At 74.9% G+C, this 13,583-nt stretch carries 12 protein-coding genes; 6 read left to right on the forward strand and 6 right to left on the reverse strand.

The genetic code is table 11. The features are described 5' to 3' along the window. Positions 1-10: 10 nt before the first annotated feature. Positions 11-1,606 carry a N,N-dimethylformamidase beta subunit family domain-containing protein gene (locus ACLWS4_RS10080; protein ID WP_416873841.1) on the reverse strand — a complete coding sequence of 532 codons (1,596 nt, stop codon included), beginning with the start codon at positions 1,604-1,606 and terminating at the stop codon, positions 11-13. A gap of 406 nt (positions 1,607-2,012) precedes the next feature. On the opposite strand from ACLWS4_RS10080, the gene ACLWS4_RS10085 reads away from it, so the two are divergent. Continuing rightward, the gene (locus ACLWS4_RS10085) at positions 2,013-3,914 is read left to right on the forward strand and encodes an amino acid transporter (RefSeq protein ID WP_416873842.1); all 1,902 of its coding nucleotides are present in this window, start codon (positions 2,013-2,015) and stop codon (positions 3,912-3,914) included. A gap of 64 nt (positions 3,915-3,978) precedes the next feature. Here ACLWS4_RS10085 and ACLWS4_RS10090 read toward each other — a convergent pair whose 3' ends face one another. Beyond that, positions 3,979-4,248, reverse strand: a complete 270-nt coding sequence (locus tag ACLWS4_RS10090; protein WP_049651509.1) for a GlsB/YeaQ/YmgE family stress response membrane protein — start codon at positions 4,246-4,248, stop codon at positions 3,979-3,981. Positions 4,249-4,519: 271 nt separating this feature from the next. Here ACLWS4_RS10090 and ACLWS4_RS10095 point away from each other — a divergent pair, with 271 nt between their 5' ends. Then, positions 4,520-4,885 (forward strand): hypothetical protein, encoded by a 366-nt coding sequence (locus ACLWS4_RS10095; protein WP_049651510.1) that lies wholly within the window; start codon positions 4,520-4,522, stop codon positions 4,883-4,885. A gap of 60 nt (positions 4,886-4,945) precedes the next feature. On the opposite strand, the gene ACLWS4_RS10100 is transcribed toward ACLWS4_RS10095, so the two are convergent. Both ACLWS4_RS10100 and ACLWS4_RS10105 read right to left on the reverse strand, forming a co-directional pair. Then, positions 4,946-5,746, reverse strand: a complete 801-nt coding sequence (locus ACLWS4_RS10100; RefSeq protein ID WP_416873843.1) for a HEAT repeat domain-containing protein — start codon at positions 5,744-5,746, stop codon at positions 4,946-4,948. A 95-nt stretch (positions 5,747-5,841) separates the two neighbouring features. Beyond that, positions 5,842-6,552 (reverse strand): TetR/AcrR family transcriptional regulator, encoded by a 711-nt coding sequence (locus ACLWS4_RS10105; RefSeq protein ID WP_416873844.1) that lies wholly within the window; start codon positions 6,550-6,552, stop codon positions 5,842-5,844. A 141-nt stretch (positions 6,553-6,693) separates the two neighbouring features. On the opposite strand from ACLWS4_RS10105, the gene ACLWS4_RS10110 reads away from it, so the two are divergent. Continuing rightward, positions 6,694-7,893, forward strand: a complete 1,200-nt coding sequence (locus ACLWS4_RS10110) for an FAD-dependent monooxygenase (protein WP_416873845.1) — start codon at positions 6,694-6,696, stop codon at positions 7,891-7,893. A gap of 40 nt (positions 7,894-7,933) precedes the next feature. Here ACLWS4_RS10110 and ACLWS4_RS10115 read toward each other — a convergent pair whose 3' ends face one another. After that, entirely contained in the window at positions 7,934-9,937 is a 2,004-nt protein-coding gene (locus ACLWS4_RS10115) for a hypothetical protein (RefSeq protein ID WP_416873846.1), read from the reverse strand. A 532-nt stretch (positions 9,938-10,469) separates the two neighbouring features. Here ACLWS4_RS10115 and ACLWS4_RS10120 point away from each other — a divergent pair. The 3 genes from ACLWS4_RS10120 to ACLWS4_RS10130 all read left to right on the forward strand — a co-directional run bounded on the left by ACLWS4_RS10120 (position 10,470) and on the right by ACLWS4_RS10130 (position 12,975). Beyond that, positions 10,470-11,279: a substrate-binding domain-containing protein gene (locus ACLWS4_RS10120; protein ID WP_416873963.1), complete on the forward strand. Its 810-nt coding sequence runs from the start codon at positions 10,470-10,472 to the stop codon at positions 11,277-11,279. Between the two features lie 255 nt (positions 11,280-11,534). Continuing rightward, a complete protein-coding gene (locus tag ACLWS4_RS10125; protein WP_241853098.1) occupies positions 11,535-12,161 on the forward strand; it encodes a CBS domain-containing protein in 627 nt (208 codons plus the stop codon). 163 nt (positions 12,162-12,324) lie between these two features. After that, positions 12,325-12,975 (forward strand): beta-glucanase, encoded by a 651-nt coding sequence (locus tag ACLWS4_RS10130; RefSeq protein ID WP_074004845.1) that lies wholly within the window; start codon positions 12,325-12,327, stop codon positions 12,973-12,975. 39 nt (positions 12,976-13,014) lie between these two features. Here ACLWS4_RS10130 and ACLWS4_RS10135 read toward each other — a convergent pair whose 3' ends face one another. Further along, a complete protein-coding gene (locus ACLWS4_RS10135; RefSeq protein WP_416873847.1) occupies positions 13,015-13,554 on the reverse strand; it encodes a hypothetical protein in 540 nt (179 codons plus the stop codon). Positions 13,555-13,583 lie beyond the last annotated feature (29 nt).

Here is a 13,583-nt window from a genome sequence, read left to right on the forward strand (position 1 = left end):
GCCGGGCCGGCTACGCCGTGCCGTAGACGGCGTCGAGGTTGTCCTGGGCCGGGCGGGTCCGGCCGGCCGGGCCGGCGGCGAAGGCGCGCAGGACGTTCTCGGTGACCTGGCGGACCAGGTCCCCGGCGTGCGAGTCGATGCCGTGGTCGGCCCGGCCGCCGCCGGGGCCGCGGGCCTCCAGCGCCTCGACCCAGCGCATCGTCCCGGTGGCGAACACCCCGGCCCCGCTCGGCACGGTGTAGTAGGCGGTGTCGGAGTGGGAGCGCCGGCCGTCGCACACCACGGGGGAGTGGGCGATCACCTCGATCGGGCGCGGGGTGGGGAAGCCGGTGTGCACCCGGTCGTACTCCACCCCGACCAGGTGCGGGAAGGAGGCCCCCGCCGCGACGCCCGTCCCCTCGTACGCCCAGTGCCCGGGCGAGGTGACCACGTACGGGGCGTCCACCGGGTAGCCGTCGTAGATGACGCCGAGCATCGAGCTCTCCGGGTCGGCGCCCGGGCCGGTCCGGAAGTCGGTGGTCGCCGGGGCGCCCGCCTGGTGGCCCGGGTCCTGCGCCCAGGCGTCCTTGTAGCAGACCACCGTGCGGTCCGGCCCGAGGTCGGACGGCTCGAACCGGATCCGGCGGTAGCAGCAGTTGGCGCCCAGGACCGCCAGGTTGGTCCCGGCGTCGCGGGCGGCGACCACGTTGGCCCGCTGCTCGGGCGACCAGTACTCGTCGTGGCCGAGCGACAGGACGGCGCTCGCCCCGGTCAGCAGGCCGGGTTCGCGGGCCACGTCGACGCCGGTGGTGTAGGCGAGCGGCAGGCCGAGCCGTTCGGCGAGGGCGACCAGCGGCGCCTCGTAGACCAGGAACAGTCCGGCGCCGTGGTCGTAGTCGTACGGCCGGTCGAAGACGACCTTCAGCGAGCGGGTGGCCAGGCCGCCGGTCGGGCCGTTGTAGAGGCTGTAGCCGCCCCACTCGTTGTAGGCCTGCCAGGTCGCCGGGGCGCTCATCACCACGGTCCGGCCCGCGGTGCTCGCCGAGCGGACGGTGAGCGGGACGTAGCGCCGCCCGGAGCCGTCCTCGGCGTCCAGGCGCAGCAGATAGGCGCCCTCGGGCCAGCCGGCGGTGTCCACCGTGAGGGTGCGCTGCCAGCCGGTCAGGACGGTGCGGGTCGCCGGGTCCACGTGCGGCGCGGCCTGCTTGCCGCCGGGGACGTGCTCGCGGCGCCAGACCAGCCGGGCGCGGGCGCCGTCGTACCAGCCCATCCGGTAGGCGGAGACGGTGAACGCGGTGGCGGGGGTGGAGACGTGCAGGCCGAAGGGTTCGCCTGGCAGGACGCTGACCCGGTCGGCGAAGCCCTCGATGGCGCCGTCCGGGCCGGGGTCGGTGATCTCCCAGTCGGCGTTGCCGGGGCGGGAGCGCTCGCTCGTCGGGCCGGTGTGGCCGTCGGCGGCCGGGCCGGCGGTGCCGGGTGGCGTGGACGCCGGGGCGGTCGGCGCGCCCGCCGCCCCGGCGGACGGGTGCGCGGCGGGGGCCGCATCCGGGCGACGGGGGCCGCAGGAAGTGACGGCGGCCGCCATCAGGCCCAGGCCCAGGATCCTCCGCCGACTCGGCTCCGCCACCGCTTCCTCCGTTTTTCCTGTCCCTGCCCGGTCCGTGGGCGCGCCGGCCCGGCCGGTGGCGCGCTGTGCGGCGCCGGCCCGGTGCGTCGGTGCGCGCGGACATCCTCGCGTGTTCCGCGAGGTCCGTGCAGCCTGGCACACCGGACCGGGCGCGGCCGCACCCGCGTCGGGACGGCCCGCCACCGGGGAGGGCCGTACGGGCGCACCCGGGCGTGTCGGCCCGCGCGGTTGACCGGCCCCGGCGGGCCGGTCCCCTAGCCTGACCAGGCCCGCCGTCCGGCGGCCACAGGGGGTCCGGAGCCGTACGAGGCCGGCCGAGTCGTGGACAGGGGTGCCCGTGGTGTCGTCGGGGTCGGCCGAAGCAGGGGCGGGGCCGGTCACCCGGCGCGGGCGGTTCCGGGAGTGGATGCTGGAAGGCCTGGCCGACCTGGCCAAACAGCACCCAGGCCCGCACGCCGAGGCGCCGCACGAGAAGGGCCAGCGCTGGTGGCGGGTCATGTGCCTGACCGGCCTGGACTACTTCTCCACGCTCGGCTACCAGCCCGGCATCGCCGCGCTCGCGGCCGGACTGGTCTCGCCGCTGGCGACCATCGTGCTGGTGGTCGTCACCCTGCTCGGCGCGCTGCCCGTCTACCGCAGGGTCGCCCAGGAGAGCCCGCACGGCCAGGGCTCGATCGCGATGCTGGAACGGCTGCTCTCCTTCTGGCAGGGCAAGCTCTTCGTGCTCACCCTGCTGGGCTTCGCGGCCACCGACTTCATGATCACCATCACCCTGTCCGCCGCCGACGCCAGCGCCCACCTGGTGGAGAACCCGCACCTGCACAGCGCCCTGACCGGCAAGCAGGTCATGCTGACCCTGATCATGATCGCGCTGCTCGGTGCCGTCTTCCTCAAGGGCTTCAGCGAGGCGATCGGCCTGGCGGTGGTGCTGGTCGCGGTGTACCTCTCGCTGAACGTCGTGGTGGTCGCCAACGGGCTGTGGCACGTGCTCAAGGCCCCGCACGTGTTCAGCGACTGGACGCACGCGCTGACCGTGGAGCACGGCAACGCGATCGCGATGATCGGCGTCGCGCTGATCGTCTTCCCGAAGCTGGCGCTCGGCCTGTCCGGCTTCGAGACCGGTGTCGCCGTGATGCCGCACATCGAGGGCGACCCGGACGACACCGAGGAGAAGCCCACCGGCCGGATCCGCGGCGCCCGCAAGCTGCTGACCACCGCCGCCGCGATCATGAGCGTGTTCCTGATCGCCACCAGCTTCATCACCACGCTGCTCATCCCGGCCGACCAGTTCAAGGCCGGCGGCCAGGCCAACGGGCGGGCGCTCGCCTACCTCGCCCACGAGTACCTGGGCAGCACCTTCGGCAGCGTCTACGACCTGTCCACGATCGCCATCCTCTGGTTCGCCGGGGCCTCCGCGATGGCCGGGCTGCTCAACCTGATGCCGCGCTACCTGCCCCGCTACGGCATGGCCCCGCACTGGGCCCGCGCGGTGCGGCCGACCGTCATCGTGCTCACCCTGATCGCCTTCCTGGTCACCTGGATCTTCGACGCCAACGTGGACGCCCAGGGTGGCGCCTACGCCACCGGCGTGCTGGTGCTGATCAGCTCCGCCGCCATCGCGGTGACCATCGCCGCCCACAAGGCCGGGCAGAGCCGTTGGCGCACCGGCTTCGCGGTGATCGCGGGGGTGTTCCTCTACACCACGGCGGTGAACATCGCCGAGCGGCCGGACGGGGTCAAGATCGGCGCCTGCTTCATCGCGGGCATCATGCTGCTCTCGTTCCTGTCCCGGCTCAAGCGGGCCTTCGAACTGCGCGTCACCGACGTGGTGCTGGACGACGTCGCGGACCGGTTCGTCCGGGACTACACCCACCGCCCGCTGCGGCTGATCGCCAACGAGCCGAACAGCCGGGACCTCGCCGAGTACCGCGACAAGATCCACCAGATCCGGCGGGACAACGACATCCCGGCCGAGGACGACCTGGTGTTCGTCGAGGTCACCGTGCTCGACCCGTCCGACTTCGAGGCCGTGCTGACGGTCCGCGGCGAGGTGCTGCACGACCGCTACCGGGTGCTGGCGCTGGAGAGCTCCAGCGTGCCCAACGCGCTGGCCGCGCTGCTGCTCGAGGTGCGCGACCTCACCGGGCAGCAGCCGCACATCTACTTCGAGTGGACCGAGGGCAACCCCTTCGCCCAGTTCCTGCGGTTCTTCCTGTTCGGACAGGGCGAGATCGCCCCCGTCACCCGCGAGGTGCTGCGCGAGGCCGAACCGGACCGGTCCCGCCGGCCGGCCGTCCACGTGGGCTGAGCGGGCGGCCCGGCCGACTGGTCGGCCGGCGGGTCGGCCGGTCCGGGTGCCGGGGGTCGGCCGGTCAGCGGTTCTGGTGGGACTTCGTCCACGCGGGCGCGACGAAGGCCACCAGGGCGACGGCGAAGGCCAGTTGCAGGATGTGCCGGATCCAGTCGATGCCCGAGGTGTGGCGGACGCCGATCCAGCCGGAGACGGCGTTGCCGAGCCAGGCCCCGGCCGCGCCGAGCAGCATGGTCAGCCACCAGGGGATCGACTGCGGTCCACGCAGGATCAGTTTGGCGAGCACGCCCAGCACGAAGCCGATGAGCAGAATCCACAGGAGCTGGAACATCGCAGTCCACCTTCCGGGCGCTCCCGGGGCCGACGGCCCGGTGCGCCGAATCGCCGATGACGCGGTTCGTCCCATGATCACCCGGATCCGGCGAACGGGCATGTCGACGGGAGAGTGCGCAGGTCAGCCGCGTGCCGGTGGAGCGCTCCCGGCGGGGAATGGGCGAGAACGCGCCGCAGGTCGGGCCGGAAAGTCGCTGTCCGTCATCGGCTCCGCACGGATAGGAATGGGCGGGACGCGGACGCGCCGCGTCACCGAGAGGAGCCGCCCCGTGATACGCCTTCGTTCCGCCGTCCTGACCCTGGGCTGTACCGCCGCCGCGCTGACCCTGACCATGGGGACGGCCCAGGCCGCGCCCGGTGACACCAGCACCAGCTGCTCCTCCTCGCTGACGCCGGGCGGCTTCGTGGACGTCCAGTGGTGGAACAGCGCGGGCTGCGGCTCCGGTTTCACCCCGAACACCAAGAAGATCATGCAGCTCACCGGCTACCCGGTCGGCACCGTGGTCAACGCCTGCGCCTCCACCTGGCCGCCGGCCGGCTGGACGATCGTCAGCACCTACTACGGCTCCGGCTGCAACTACTCGGCGGTGCCGAGCCTGGAGAAGAACTCCTGGCAGCTCAAGCGCGTCTCCTGACGGCGGCGCACCGGCCGGCGGAGTGCTGCTGCCCGTCCGGGGCGGGCCGCCGGCCGGGGCTCAGCTCTCCCTGACCGCCTCGACGGCCCCGCGGACCAGTGGGTCCGGATCGTCCGCCAGGCCGTCCAGCAGCTCGGCGACGCCCGGGGTCGACCAGCCGCCGACGGCCCAGACCAGGTCCGTCCGCACGCCCGGGTGCGGGTGGTCGGTCAGTCGGGCGAGCAGGTCCACCGGGCCGCGGCGGCGCAGCCCGAACCAGTGCAGGGCGGTGCGCAGTTCGTACGGGTCGCCGGGTTCGCCGGCCGCCGCGATCCGGGCCAGCAGCACCGGGACGGGCGGCGGCGGGCCGTCCAGCGGGTGCGGGTGGCGCTCGCGCAGCCGGCGGCTGCCGTACTCGCCGCGGATACGGCAGCCGAAACAGGTGCAGGGCCGGGTGCCGTGGGCGTCCGGGACGTAACGCCAGCCGGTGGCCTGCGGCACGGCGCGGACCCGGTGCACCTCGCGGGCGCCCACCGCGCGCGGCAGGAAGACCTCCCAGCCGCGCGGGTCGGGCAGGGCGCCGATCCGCCGGACCGCCTCGGCGGCCCGCACCGGCCGCTGGGCGTCCAGGGCGCGGTCGCGGTAGTGCCCGGTCAGGACCTCCTGCCCGTCGTCCAGTCGGAGGTGCACCGCGACCAGTGCGCCCTTGGGGCCGAACCGGGCCAACTCGCGCAGCCACTGGTGGGTCAGCGTGTACGAGGGCAGCACGGGGAAGCAGTACACCCCGCGTGCGCCGCCCTGGCCCCGGCTGTCGGCGCGGATCCCGGCGCGGCGGATCCGCGGCGCGTTCGCCGCGGCGGTCAGGTGCACGAACATCGCCATGGGGCGCGATCCTAGCGAGCGGCCGGGTGCGGGCCGAGCGGTTTTCCCGGGCCTCCGCTTCCTCGCCACCGGGCGATCCGGGGTGCTGCCGCGGGTCAGGCGCCGGTCGTGCGGCGGTCGATCAGGGCGGCCAGCCCGTCCAGGATGCGCTCCAGGCCGAACTCCAGCGCCTGGTCGCGGCCGTCGGGGTCGGCCATGGCGGCGGCGACCGCCGGGAAGCGGTCGGCGTTCTCCTGGACCACGGTGCCGAGGGCGGCGAGGAGTTCGGCCTCGGGGGTGTCGGCGGGGCCGGCGGCGCGGGACTGCGCGGCGATTCCGCGCACGTGCCCGGTGAGCAGGACGGCGGCGTCCATCCGTTCGGGGCCGGTCAGCCCGTGGCCGTCGAGCGCCGCCACCACCCGCTCCAGCCAGGCGAGTTCCCTCGGACCGAGCGCCCGCGCGCCGACGGTGGCGTCCAGCAGCCACGGGTGCCTGGCGAAGGACTCGGCCAAGTGGTGGGCCCAGGCGGTGAGTTGCTCCCGCCAGTCGGCGCCCTCCGGTGCGTCCGGGGGCGCGTCGACGGCCGACTCGACCATCAGGGCGACGAGTTCGGCCTTGCCGGGGACGTAGCGGTAGAGCGACATCTTGGTGAAGTCGAGCAGCCCGGCCACCTTCTGCATGGAGACCGCGCCGAGCCCCTCCGCGTCGGCGACCTCGACCCCGGCCGCGGCGATCCGCTCCAGGCTGAGGGCCGGCTTCGGCCCGCGGGTGGGTTTGGGGGCCGGGCCCCAGAGCAGCCGCACCGTGTCGTTCGCCGCCTCGGCCATCATTCGCTCCCGTTCTGGGGGTTCCGTTCGGGGCTTGCCACCTGGGGGGTTGCCCTTCCCGCTCAACTGTGTCTACCGTACACAGCAACAAACAGTGTCCGCCAGACACAGTTTCACAATCCTCGGACGGAGTGGATTCCCATGAGCACCAAGGTCCTGATCTCGGGCGCGAGCATCGCCGGCCCCGCGCTCGCCCACTGGCTGGGCCGGTACGGCTTCGAGGTGACCGTGGTCGAGCTGGCCCCCGCGCTGCGCGACGGCGGCCAGGACGTCGACTTCCGCGGCCGCACCCACCTGACCGTGCTGGAGCGGATGGGCGTCCTGGAGGAGCTGCGCACGCTCGGCACCGGCGGCAGTCCGATGACCTTCGTCGGCCCCGACGGGCGCCAACTGCTGCAACTGCCCGCCGAGTTCGCCGGCGGCGACCTGGAGGTCCCGCGCGGGGAGCTGGCCCAGCTGCTCCACCGGCACAGCAGCGCCCGCGCCGAGTACGTCTTCGGCGACTCGATCACGGCGCTGGAGGAGACCCCGGACGGGGTCCGGGTCGCCTTCCGGCACGGGGCGCCGCGCGAGTTCGACCTGGTGATCGGCGCCGACGGACTGCACTCCACCGTCCGCCGGCTCGCCTTCGGCCCCGAGCAGCGCTACGTCCGCCACCTCGGCTACTACGCGGCCACCTGGCAGCTGCCCAACGACCTCGGACTGCCCGTCGGCGGGGTCGGCCTCAACGTCCCCGGCCGGCTGATGTCCGTCGGCGCCGACCACCGCGACCCGAGCCGGGCCGGTGCGTTCTGCCTCTTCGCCTCGCCCGAACTGCGCTACGACCGCCACGACCCGGCGCGGCAGAAGGAACTGGTCCGGGCCGCCTTCGCGGGCCTCGGCTGGCGGGTGCCGCAGCTGCTGGAGAGCCTGGACGCCGCCCCCGAGCCGTACTTCGACTCGATCAGCCGCGCCGACGTGCCCGCCTGGTCGACCGGTCGGATCGCCCTGATCGGCGACGCCGCCTGCGGCGCGACCATCGGCGGCATGGGCACCGGGACGGCGGTGGTGGCCGCGTACGTCCTGGCCGGCGAGCTGGCCCGCGCCCGCGGCGACCACCGGGCCGCCTTCGCGCGGTACGAGCACCTCCTGCGCGGCTACGCGCAGGGCTGCCAGAAGGGCGGCGACCGCACCGGTCCGTTCCTCGCGCCGCGCACGGCCACCGGGCTGCGGTTCCGCAACGCGCTGCTCAACCGGCGCTGGGCGCTGGAGAAGATGCTGGAGCTGGGCAAGCAGGTCAGCAGCGTCGAACTGCCCGACTACGAGCGGGAGCTGTCCCATCGGCCGCGGGCCGCGGCCTGAACGGGAGCGCTCGGGGTGGAACAGAGACGGGGCGCGGGGCTCAGTGCGGTGGGTCGATCCGGGCGCCGTTGTCGAGCAGCGCCTCCACCTGGACGGCCGCGCGGGCGGGGCGTTCGACGGCCAGGGTGCGGTCCGGCGCGGGCCGGTCGGCGGACCAGCCCGAACCCTTGACGGTGAGCCGGGTGACCCGGCGGCTGCCCGCCGCGAGCACGAACTCCGTCCCGTGCGGGGAACGCCACCAGGTCCAGGCCACGGCGTCCCGCTCGAACCGGCCGCAGGCCCGGCCCGGTCCGCCGCCGGTGCGCTGCGCGCCGCGGGCGCCCGGCAGGACGACGGCGGTGGCCGCACTGCCCGCACCGTCCCAGCGGTCGGCGCGCAGGCAGACCCAGGAGGCCGAGCCCGCGTTCTGCGGCAGCGGTTGGACGGCGAAGGCCCAGAGGTTCAGCTGTTTGACGCCCGGTGTGCCGTCCGGAACGGCGCAGCCGGCCCGGGACCAGGCCAGCAGCGCGTCCTGGGCGGTCGCCTCGCGCGGCTCGCGGTCGGCCTGGGCGCGGTCGGCTTGCGTGCGGTCGGCCTGGGCTCGGTCGGGTGGTGAGCCGTCCGGCTGGGGGCGCTCCGGTGGCGGGGCGTAGGTGAGGTGTGCGGGGATCAGGCCGCCCAGGTCGGCCAGCAGGAAGGCGGACCTCTCGGCCTTCTCGGCGACCACCGGGGACGAGTGCAACTGGAGCAGGGTGGCGCCCTGGCAGTCGGCGGGCCCGCCGGCCGGGGCCGGGGAGGTGAGGCCGTCGGGGTGCTCCAACGGGTGGGCGGGGGTGTCGGGCCGGTCGATCCGGCGGGTCTCCGCGGAGTCCACCCAGGGCGCCAGCAGGTAGCGGACGGTGGCGCCCTGACGGCGCAGGACCACCGCGCCGGCCGTGGTCGGGTCCGCGTCGTCGGCCCGGGCGAGGTCCAGGTCTCCGCTGTCCCGACCGCCCTGACCGTTCTGGCTGTCGGTGTAGCGGGCGATCCGCTCGCCGTCGGAGAACACCACCACACCGGTGCCGTCCACCGTCCCGGCGAACAGCAGGTGCGGCGCGGGCGCGGCGGGCGGACCGGCGTCCGTACCCGGCTCGGCATGGGTCCGGCTGCCGGGCCGGGCCCAGGCGGCCAGGGCGCGGCCGAGCAGCGCGCCGTCCTCGCGCCGCTCGCCACGGGCGGGCCAGGCGGTGAAGTCGACCCGGCTGGTGTGCTGCCAGGCGTCGGGGGCGACCCGGACCAGGTGGGACGGGTCGGGGTCGGCGCCCGCGAGCGGCACCGTCGTCGGACGGCCGGGCGCCGCCGGGTGCGAACCGCCCAGCACGCCCGCGGTGGTGGTGAGGCCGAGCACGCCGACCGCGAGCGCGGCCGTCAGCGTACGGCGCCGGCGCAGCAGGTCGGTGGGCTGCACCCGGACGGCGCAGGGGTCGAAGGCGGGCGGCAGCGGATCCGGACCGGACGGCACCTGCCCGGCCACGGCCACCGCCACCGCCGGGTGCGCCACTCCGGCCTGCCGTAGCACCTCGGCGGCCCGCTCGATGCTCAGCCCCTCGACCGTCCGCAGGGCGAAGGCCGCCCTGGCCGGGGCGGAGAGCGCGGCGAGCGCGTGGTCGAGTTCCGCGTCCCCCTCGCCGCCGTGCGGGGTGAACAGCCGCAGGCCCCAGACCCGGGGCGTGAGGAGACGGGCGGCCGGGCGGGGCCGGAGCGCGGCGCGCAGCACCCGCAGGCGCAGCGCGGCGTAGGCCGGGTCGTCCGGGGCGTCCGTGCCTTCCGGAGCGTCGGAGGGCCCGGGCGCGGACGGTCGGACGGCGGTTCGGTCCGTGCGGGCCCAGCGGGTGGGCAGGGCGCGTTGGACGGCGCAGTGGGCGGCGAGCACCCGGGTGTGCCGGTCGCGGTCGGCCGGCAGCGCCAGGTAGGCGAGCCGGACCAGCCTTCGGTAGTGGCGCACCAGCGAGGCCTCCGCCAGGGCCACCGGGCGCGCCGCGACATCCCGGCGCAGCGCGGCCGTGCTCACCGTCCGTACTGCCAAGGGGCCCTCCCGGGAGCCGTACCGCTGTCGTGGTGGATGGTCCAACGAGTCGATCATGTGATGGTTGCGCCGTCCGGGGTGATCGGCGGGCATATGACGGACGTGCGGCGCGTCACCGCTGGAAGAACGTCCGGCGAGCGATGGCGGCCCGCCCGGTGCCGACCCGCCGACGCCCGCCCGCCGGGTTCGGCGGGGCTGTCGCGGCCGGTCCGGACCGCCGAGGATCCCGGTACCGCCCGCCGACCCCCGAAGGACACCGCATGCCTCGCCTCGTCACCCGGGCCGGCGCCGCCGCCGCACTGGCCGCCGCGCTCGCCCTTGCCACGGCCGCCCCCGCCCCCGCCGACCCGCCGACGCCGGCCGCCGCCGACCTGGTCGGCGTGGGCGCCCCGGCCGCCGACCGCTCTTCAACCAGCTCGCGGCGGACTACAACGCCTCGCTCGCGGCGGCCGGGGACACCACCTCGCCCCGGCTCTACAGCTGGGACGCCCGGGGATCCAGCAGGATCACGCCCAAGACCGGGGCCTCCGAGATCTTCCGGCCGACCAACACCCGGAGCGCCCTCAACGCCCTGGCGTTCAACACCAGCGGAACGGTCGACTTCGCCCGGCTGAGCAGGCCGCCGCAGCAGGGCGACCCGACCTGGATCGACTTCGTCCCGTTCGTGAAGGACGCGGTGACCTGGGCGGCCCCGGCGGGCGGCAACGCACCGAAGAACCTGACGAGCGCCGAGCTGCGGTGGATCTACTCCTGCGACATCACCAACTGGCGGGAGATCGACCCGAGTCTTCCGGACGCGACGATCAGGCCCGTGGTACCCGGTGTCCACGTCTCGGACCCCGCCACCCGTCGGTCGTCCTACCTCTCCGACGAGATGACCGCCTTCGCGGCCGCCGCTGTGAACGGCGATCCGGGCACCTTCTACGCGGGCCCGTGCGTGACCTCCGGCGTCGCCGAGGACCAGGGGGAGGACGCGGTCCTGCACGACCCGAACGCGATCGTCCCGTACTCGGTCGGCCGCTGGGTCGGACAGGTCACCGGCGGGCACCGGAAGCCGGGCGACGACCCGGGAGTGCTCGTGCCGCAGACCCTGGACGGACGGGCGCCCACGGTCGACGGCGCGATCAACCCGGCCTTCCTGGCGACCTGGTACGGCCGGGCCCTCTACCTCGGGGTGCGGGACGGCGACTGGACCGGTACCGACGCGCACGGGCGGGCGCTGCGGGCCGTGTTCGGCCGCAACGGCTGGTTCTGCACCTCCCCGGTGGCCGCGGCGGCCGTCCGGAGCCACGGGTTCCTGCGGGTGCCCGTCTTCGTCTGCGGGGCGACCACGCACGCCTGACGGCGTCGTTCCCACGGCTGCCCCGGTCGGGGCGTGGCGTCGGGCTGTGGTGCCGGTGTCCGGTCGGGGGCGTGGTGTCGGGGCCGTGTCAGCAGGTCGGGGCCCAAGGTCCCGCCCGTTCGGCCCCTTGGCCCCTGGCGGTCGCGGCCGTTACGGGCGATGCTGCCGGTACCGGCCGGGACGATCCGCGTCCGGTCGGACCAGCATCGTTGGACGAGGTGAACCGGCGTGCGGCATGCCACCGTCGAATCCGTGATGACCAGCCCCGTGGTCCTGGTCTCGCCCGAGACCGGATTCCGGGAGATCGTGACGCTGCTGAGCGAGTACGACATCACCGGCGTACCGGTGGTGGACCCGGAAGGGCGACCGCTCGGCGTGGTCTCGGAGGCCGACCTGCTGCGCACCCTGGCCGCGCAGGAGGACCCGGCCAGCCTGCTGCCCGCGCCCGAGTCGGCGCAGGCGGGCCCGGACGGCGAGGTGACCGCGGCCGACCTGATGACGGCGCAGCCGGTCTGCACCACGCCCGGCACCAGCGTGGTCGCGGCGGCCCGGCTGATGAGTCGGCACGGCCTGAAGCGGCTGCCGGTGCTGGACGAGGAGGGGCGGGTCGTCGGCATGGTCAGCCGCGGCGACCTGCTGCGGGTCTTCCTGCGCGAGGACATGGTGATCCGGCGGGAGATCGTCGAGGAGGTGCTCGGCCGGATCGACGGGGTCAGCCCGGCGGAGATCGGGGTGGAGGTCACCCAGGGGCGGGTGGTGCTCAGCGGCACCGTGCCCGAGCAGCACCTGGTGCCGATCGTGCTCAACCTGTGCCGCTCGGTGGACGGGGTGGTCTCGGTGACCGACCGGCTCGGGGCCGGAGGCGCGGCTCCGGTCGGCTGACCCTGCTCGGCGCCGACCCCTGACCGGCCGTACCGGTCCCGAATCGCACGTTCGTCCCGGACCCGAACGATCCACTTCGCATACTGCGGAGGGTATCGGGTAACTCACCCTGTGTGCCTGGCGGTGCGGACTGCCGGGACGCCAGCGCTCCGGGGAGGCGGCCGTGGCAGTCGTGTTCGACGCGGACTTCACTTCGACCAGGCAGTGGATCGCCGGGCGCAGCAGCGCCTATCCCCGGATGGGGCCGACCAACCGGAGCGACCACAAACTCGACTACCTCAGCCGCGACTACTGCCCCGACGGGCAGTTCACGGCGGTCAGGCGGCACAGTGGCGGGCTGTGGAGCTGCAGTCTGCTGACCACCGAGGGCAGTCCCGACGGCTTCCAGCTCCGCGCCGGGGACGTGCTGTCGGCGAGCGTGACACTGCCGGTCGAGCTGGGGGCCTGGCCGGCGATCTGGACCTGGCGGGACGGCGGCAACGAGGTGGACGTCTTCGAGTACCACCCCGACAACCCGGACCTGCTGGAGATCTCCAACCACGTCCGCGGCGGCTTCCGGTACTGGCACGGTGCGAGCGCCGGGATCGGGCCGGGGGCGACCTTCGGCCTGCGGGTGGTGCTCGGCGCGAACTCGGTGGACTGGTACGTGGAGGACGAGCTGGTCTACGCGGACCTGCACGGGGTCGGGGCCGCGTGGCACGCGTACCTGATCGTCAACATGTCGGTGGCGGACGGGACGTATCACGACCGGCCGCCGTACGGCGGGCCGGACCGGCTGAGCTGGGTGTGCCACAGCCTCCAGGTCGAGCGCTGAGGGGGCGGGGCGGGCGAGGGCGGGCAGGGGCGCCCGGGGCTACGGTTCGTGGGGCGCGAAGGAGGCGGTGATCGGGCCGCGGGGGGCGTACCCGCCGCGTGCGTCGACCGGGGTGAGCAGGCCGCGTGCGCCGTGCGAGCCGTACGGGTTGTGCGGGTCGTGTGGGGCGTGTGGGCCGTGCGGGTTGGAACGCTGGAACCAGATCGCCCGGCGGTACGGGCCGATGTGGGCCGGGTCGGCCACGTACAGGTCGTCGCGCGGGGCGCGCTCGTTGCCCGGGGCGAGCGCCGCGTCCACGGCGCGGTCGGCGATCGCGCGCAGCAGTGCGGTGGCGGTGGCCTCGGCGGCCGCCGGCGCGATGGCGAGGGCGGTGAGCTCGGCCCAGAGCGCGGTGGCGACGTAGCCGATCGGGGAGTGGCCGAGCGCCGGGTGGGGGCGCGGGTCCGGGTGGCGCCGCAGCACCCCGGCGGCGACGAGCTGCTCGGGGGAGCGGTCGTCCTCCGGCGGGTGGAAGGCCATGGGCGGCTGGTGAGCCGTGGGCCGCTGGAGGTGGAACGCGGGCGGCGGATGGTGGGTCACCAGTGGCACGCTACCCCGGTGGGGCCCGG

Origin of the sequence: Kitasatospora sp. SC0581, from assembly GCF_048159585.1 — a bacterium.
In the GTDB taxonomy this organism is placed as follows: domain Bacteria; phylum Actinomycetota; class Actinomycetes; order Streptomycetales; family Streptomycetaceae; genus Kitasatospora.

Bases quoted from the DNA above. Each gene is read 5' to 3' on its own strand.
- ACLWS4_RS10085 (WP_416873842.1), top strand. From the start codon at position 2,013: ATGCTGGAAGGCCTGGCCGACCTGGCCAAACAGCACCCAGGCCCGCAC.
- ACLWS4_RS10090 (WP_049651509.1), bottom strand. From the start codon at position 4,248: ATGTTCCAGCTCCTGTGGATTCTGCTCATCGGCTTCGTGCTGGGCGTG.
- ACLWS4_RS10100 (WP_416873843.1), bottom strand. From the start codon at position 5,746: ATGGCGATGTTCGTGCACCTGACCGCCGCGGCGAACGCGCCGCGGATC.
- ACLWS4_RS10105 (WP_416873844.1), bottom strand. From the start codon at position 6,552: ATGGCCGAGGCGGCGAACGACACGGTGCGGCTGCTCTGGGGCCCGGCC.
- ACLWS4_RS10110 (WP_416873845.1), top strand. From the start codon at position 6,694: ATGAGCACCAAGGTCCTGATCTCGGGCGCGAGCATCGCCGGCCCCGCG.
- ACLWS4_RS10125 (WP_241853098.1), top strand. From the start codon at position 11,535: ATGACCAGCCCCGTGGTCCTGGTCTCGCCCGAGACCGGATTCCGGGAG.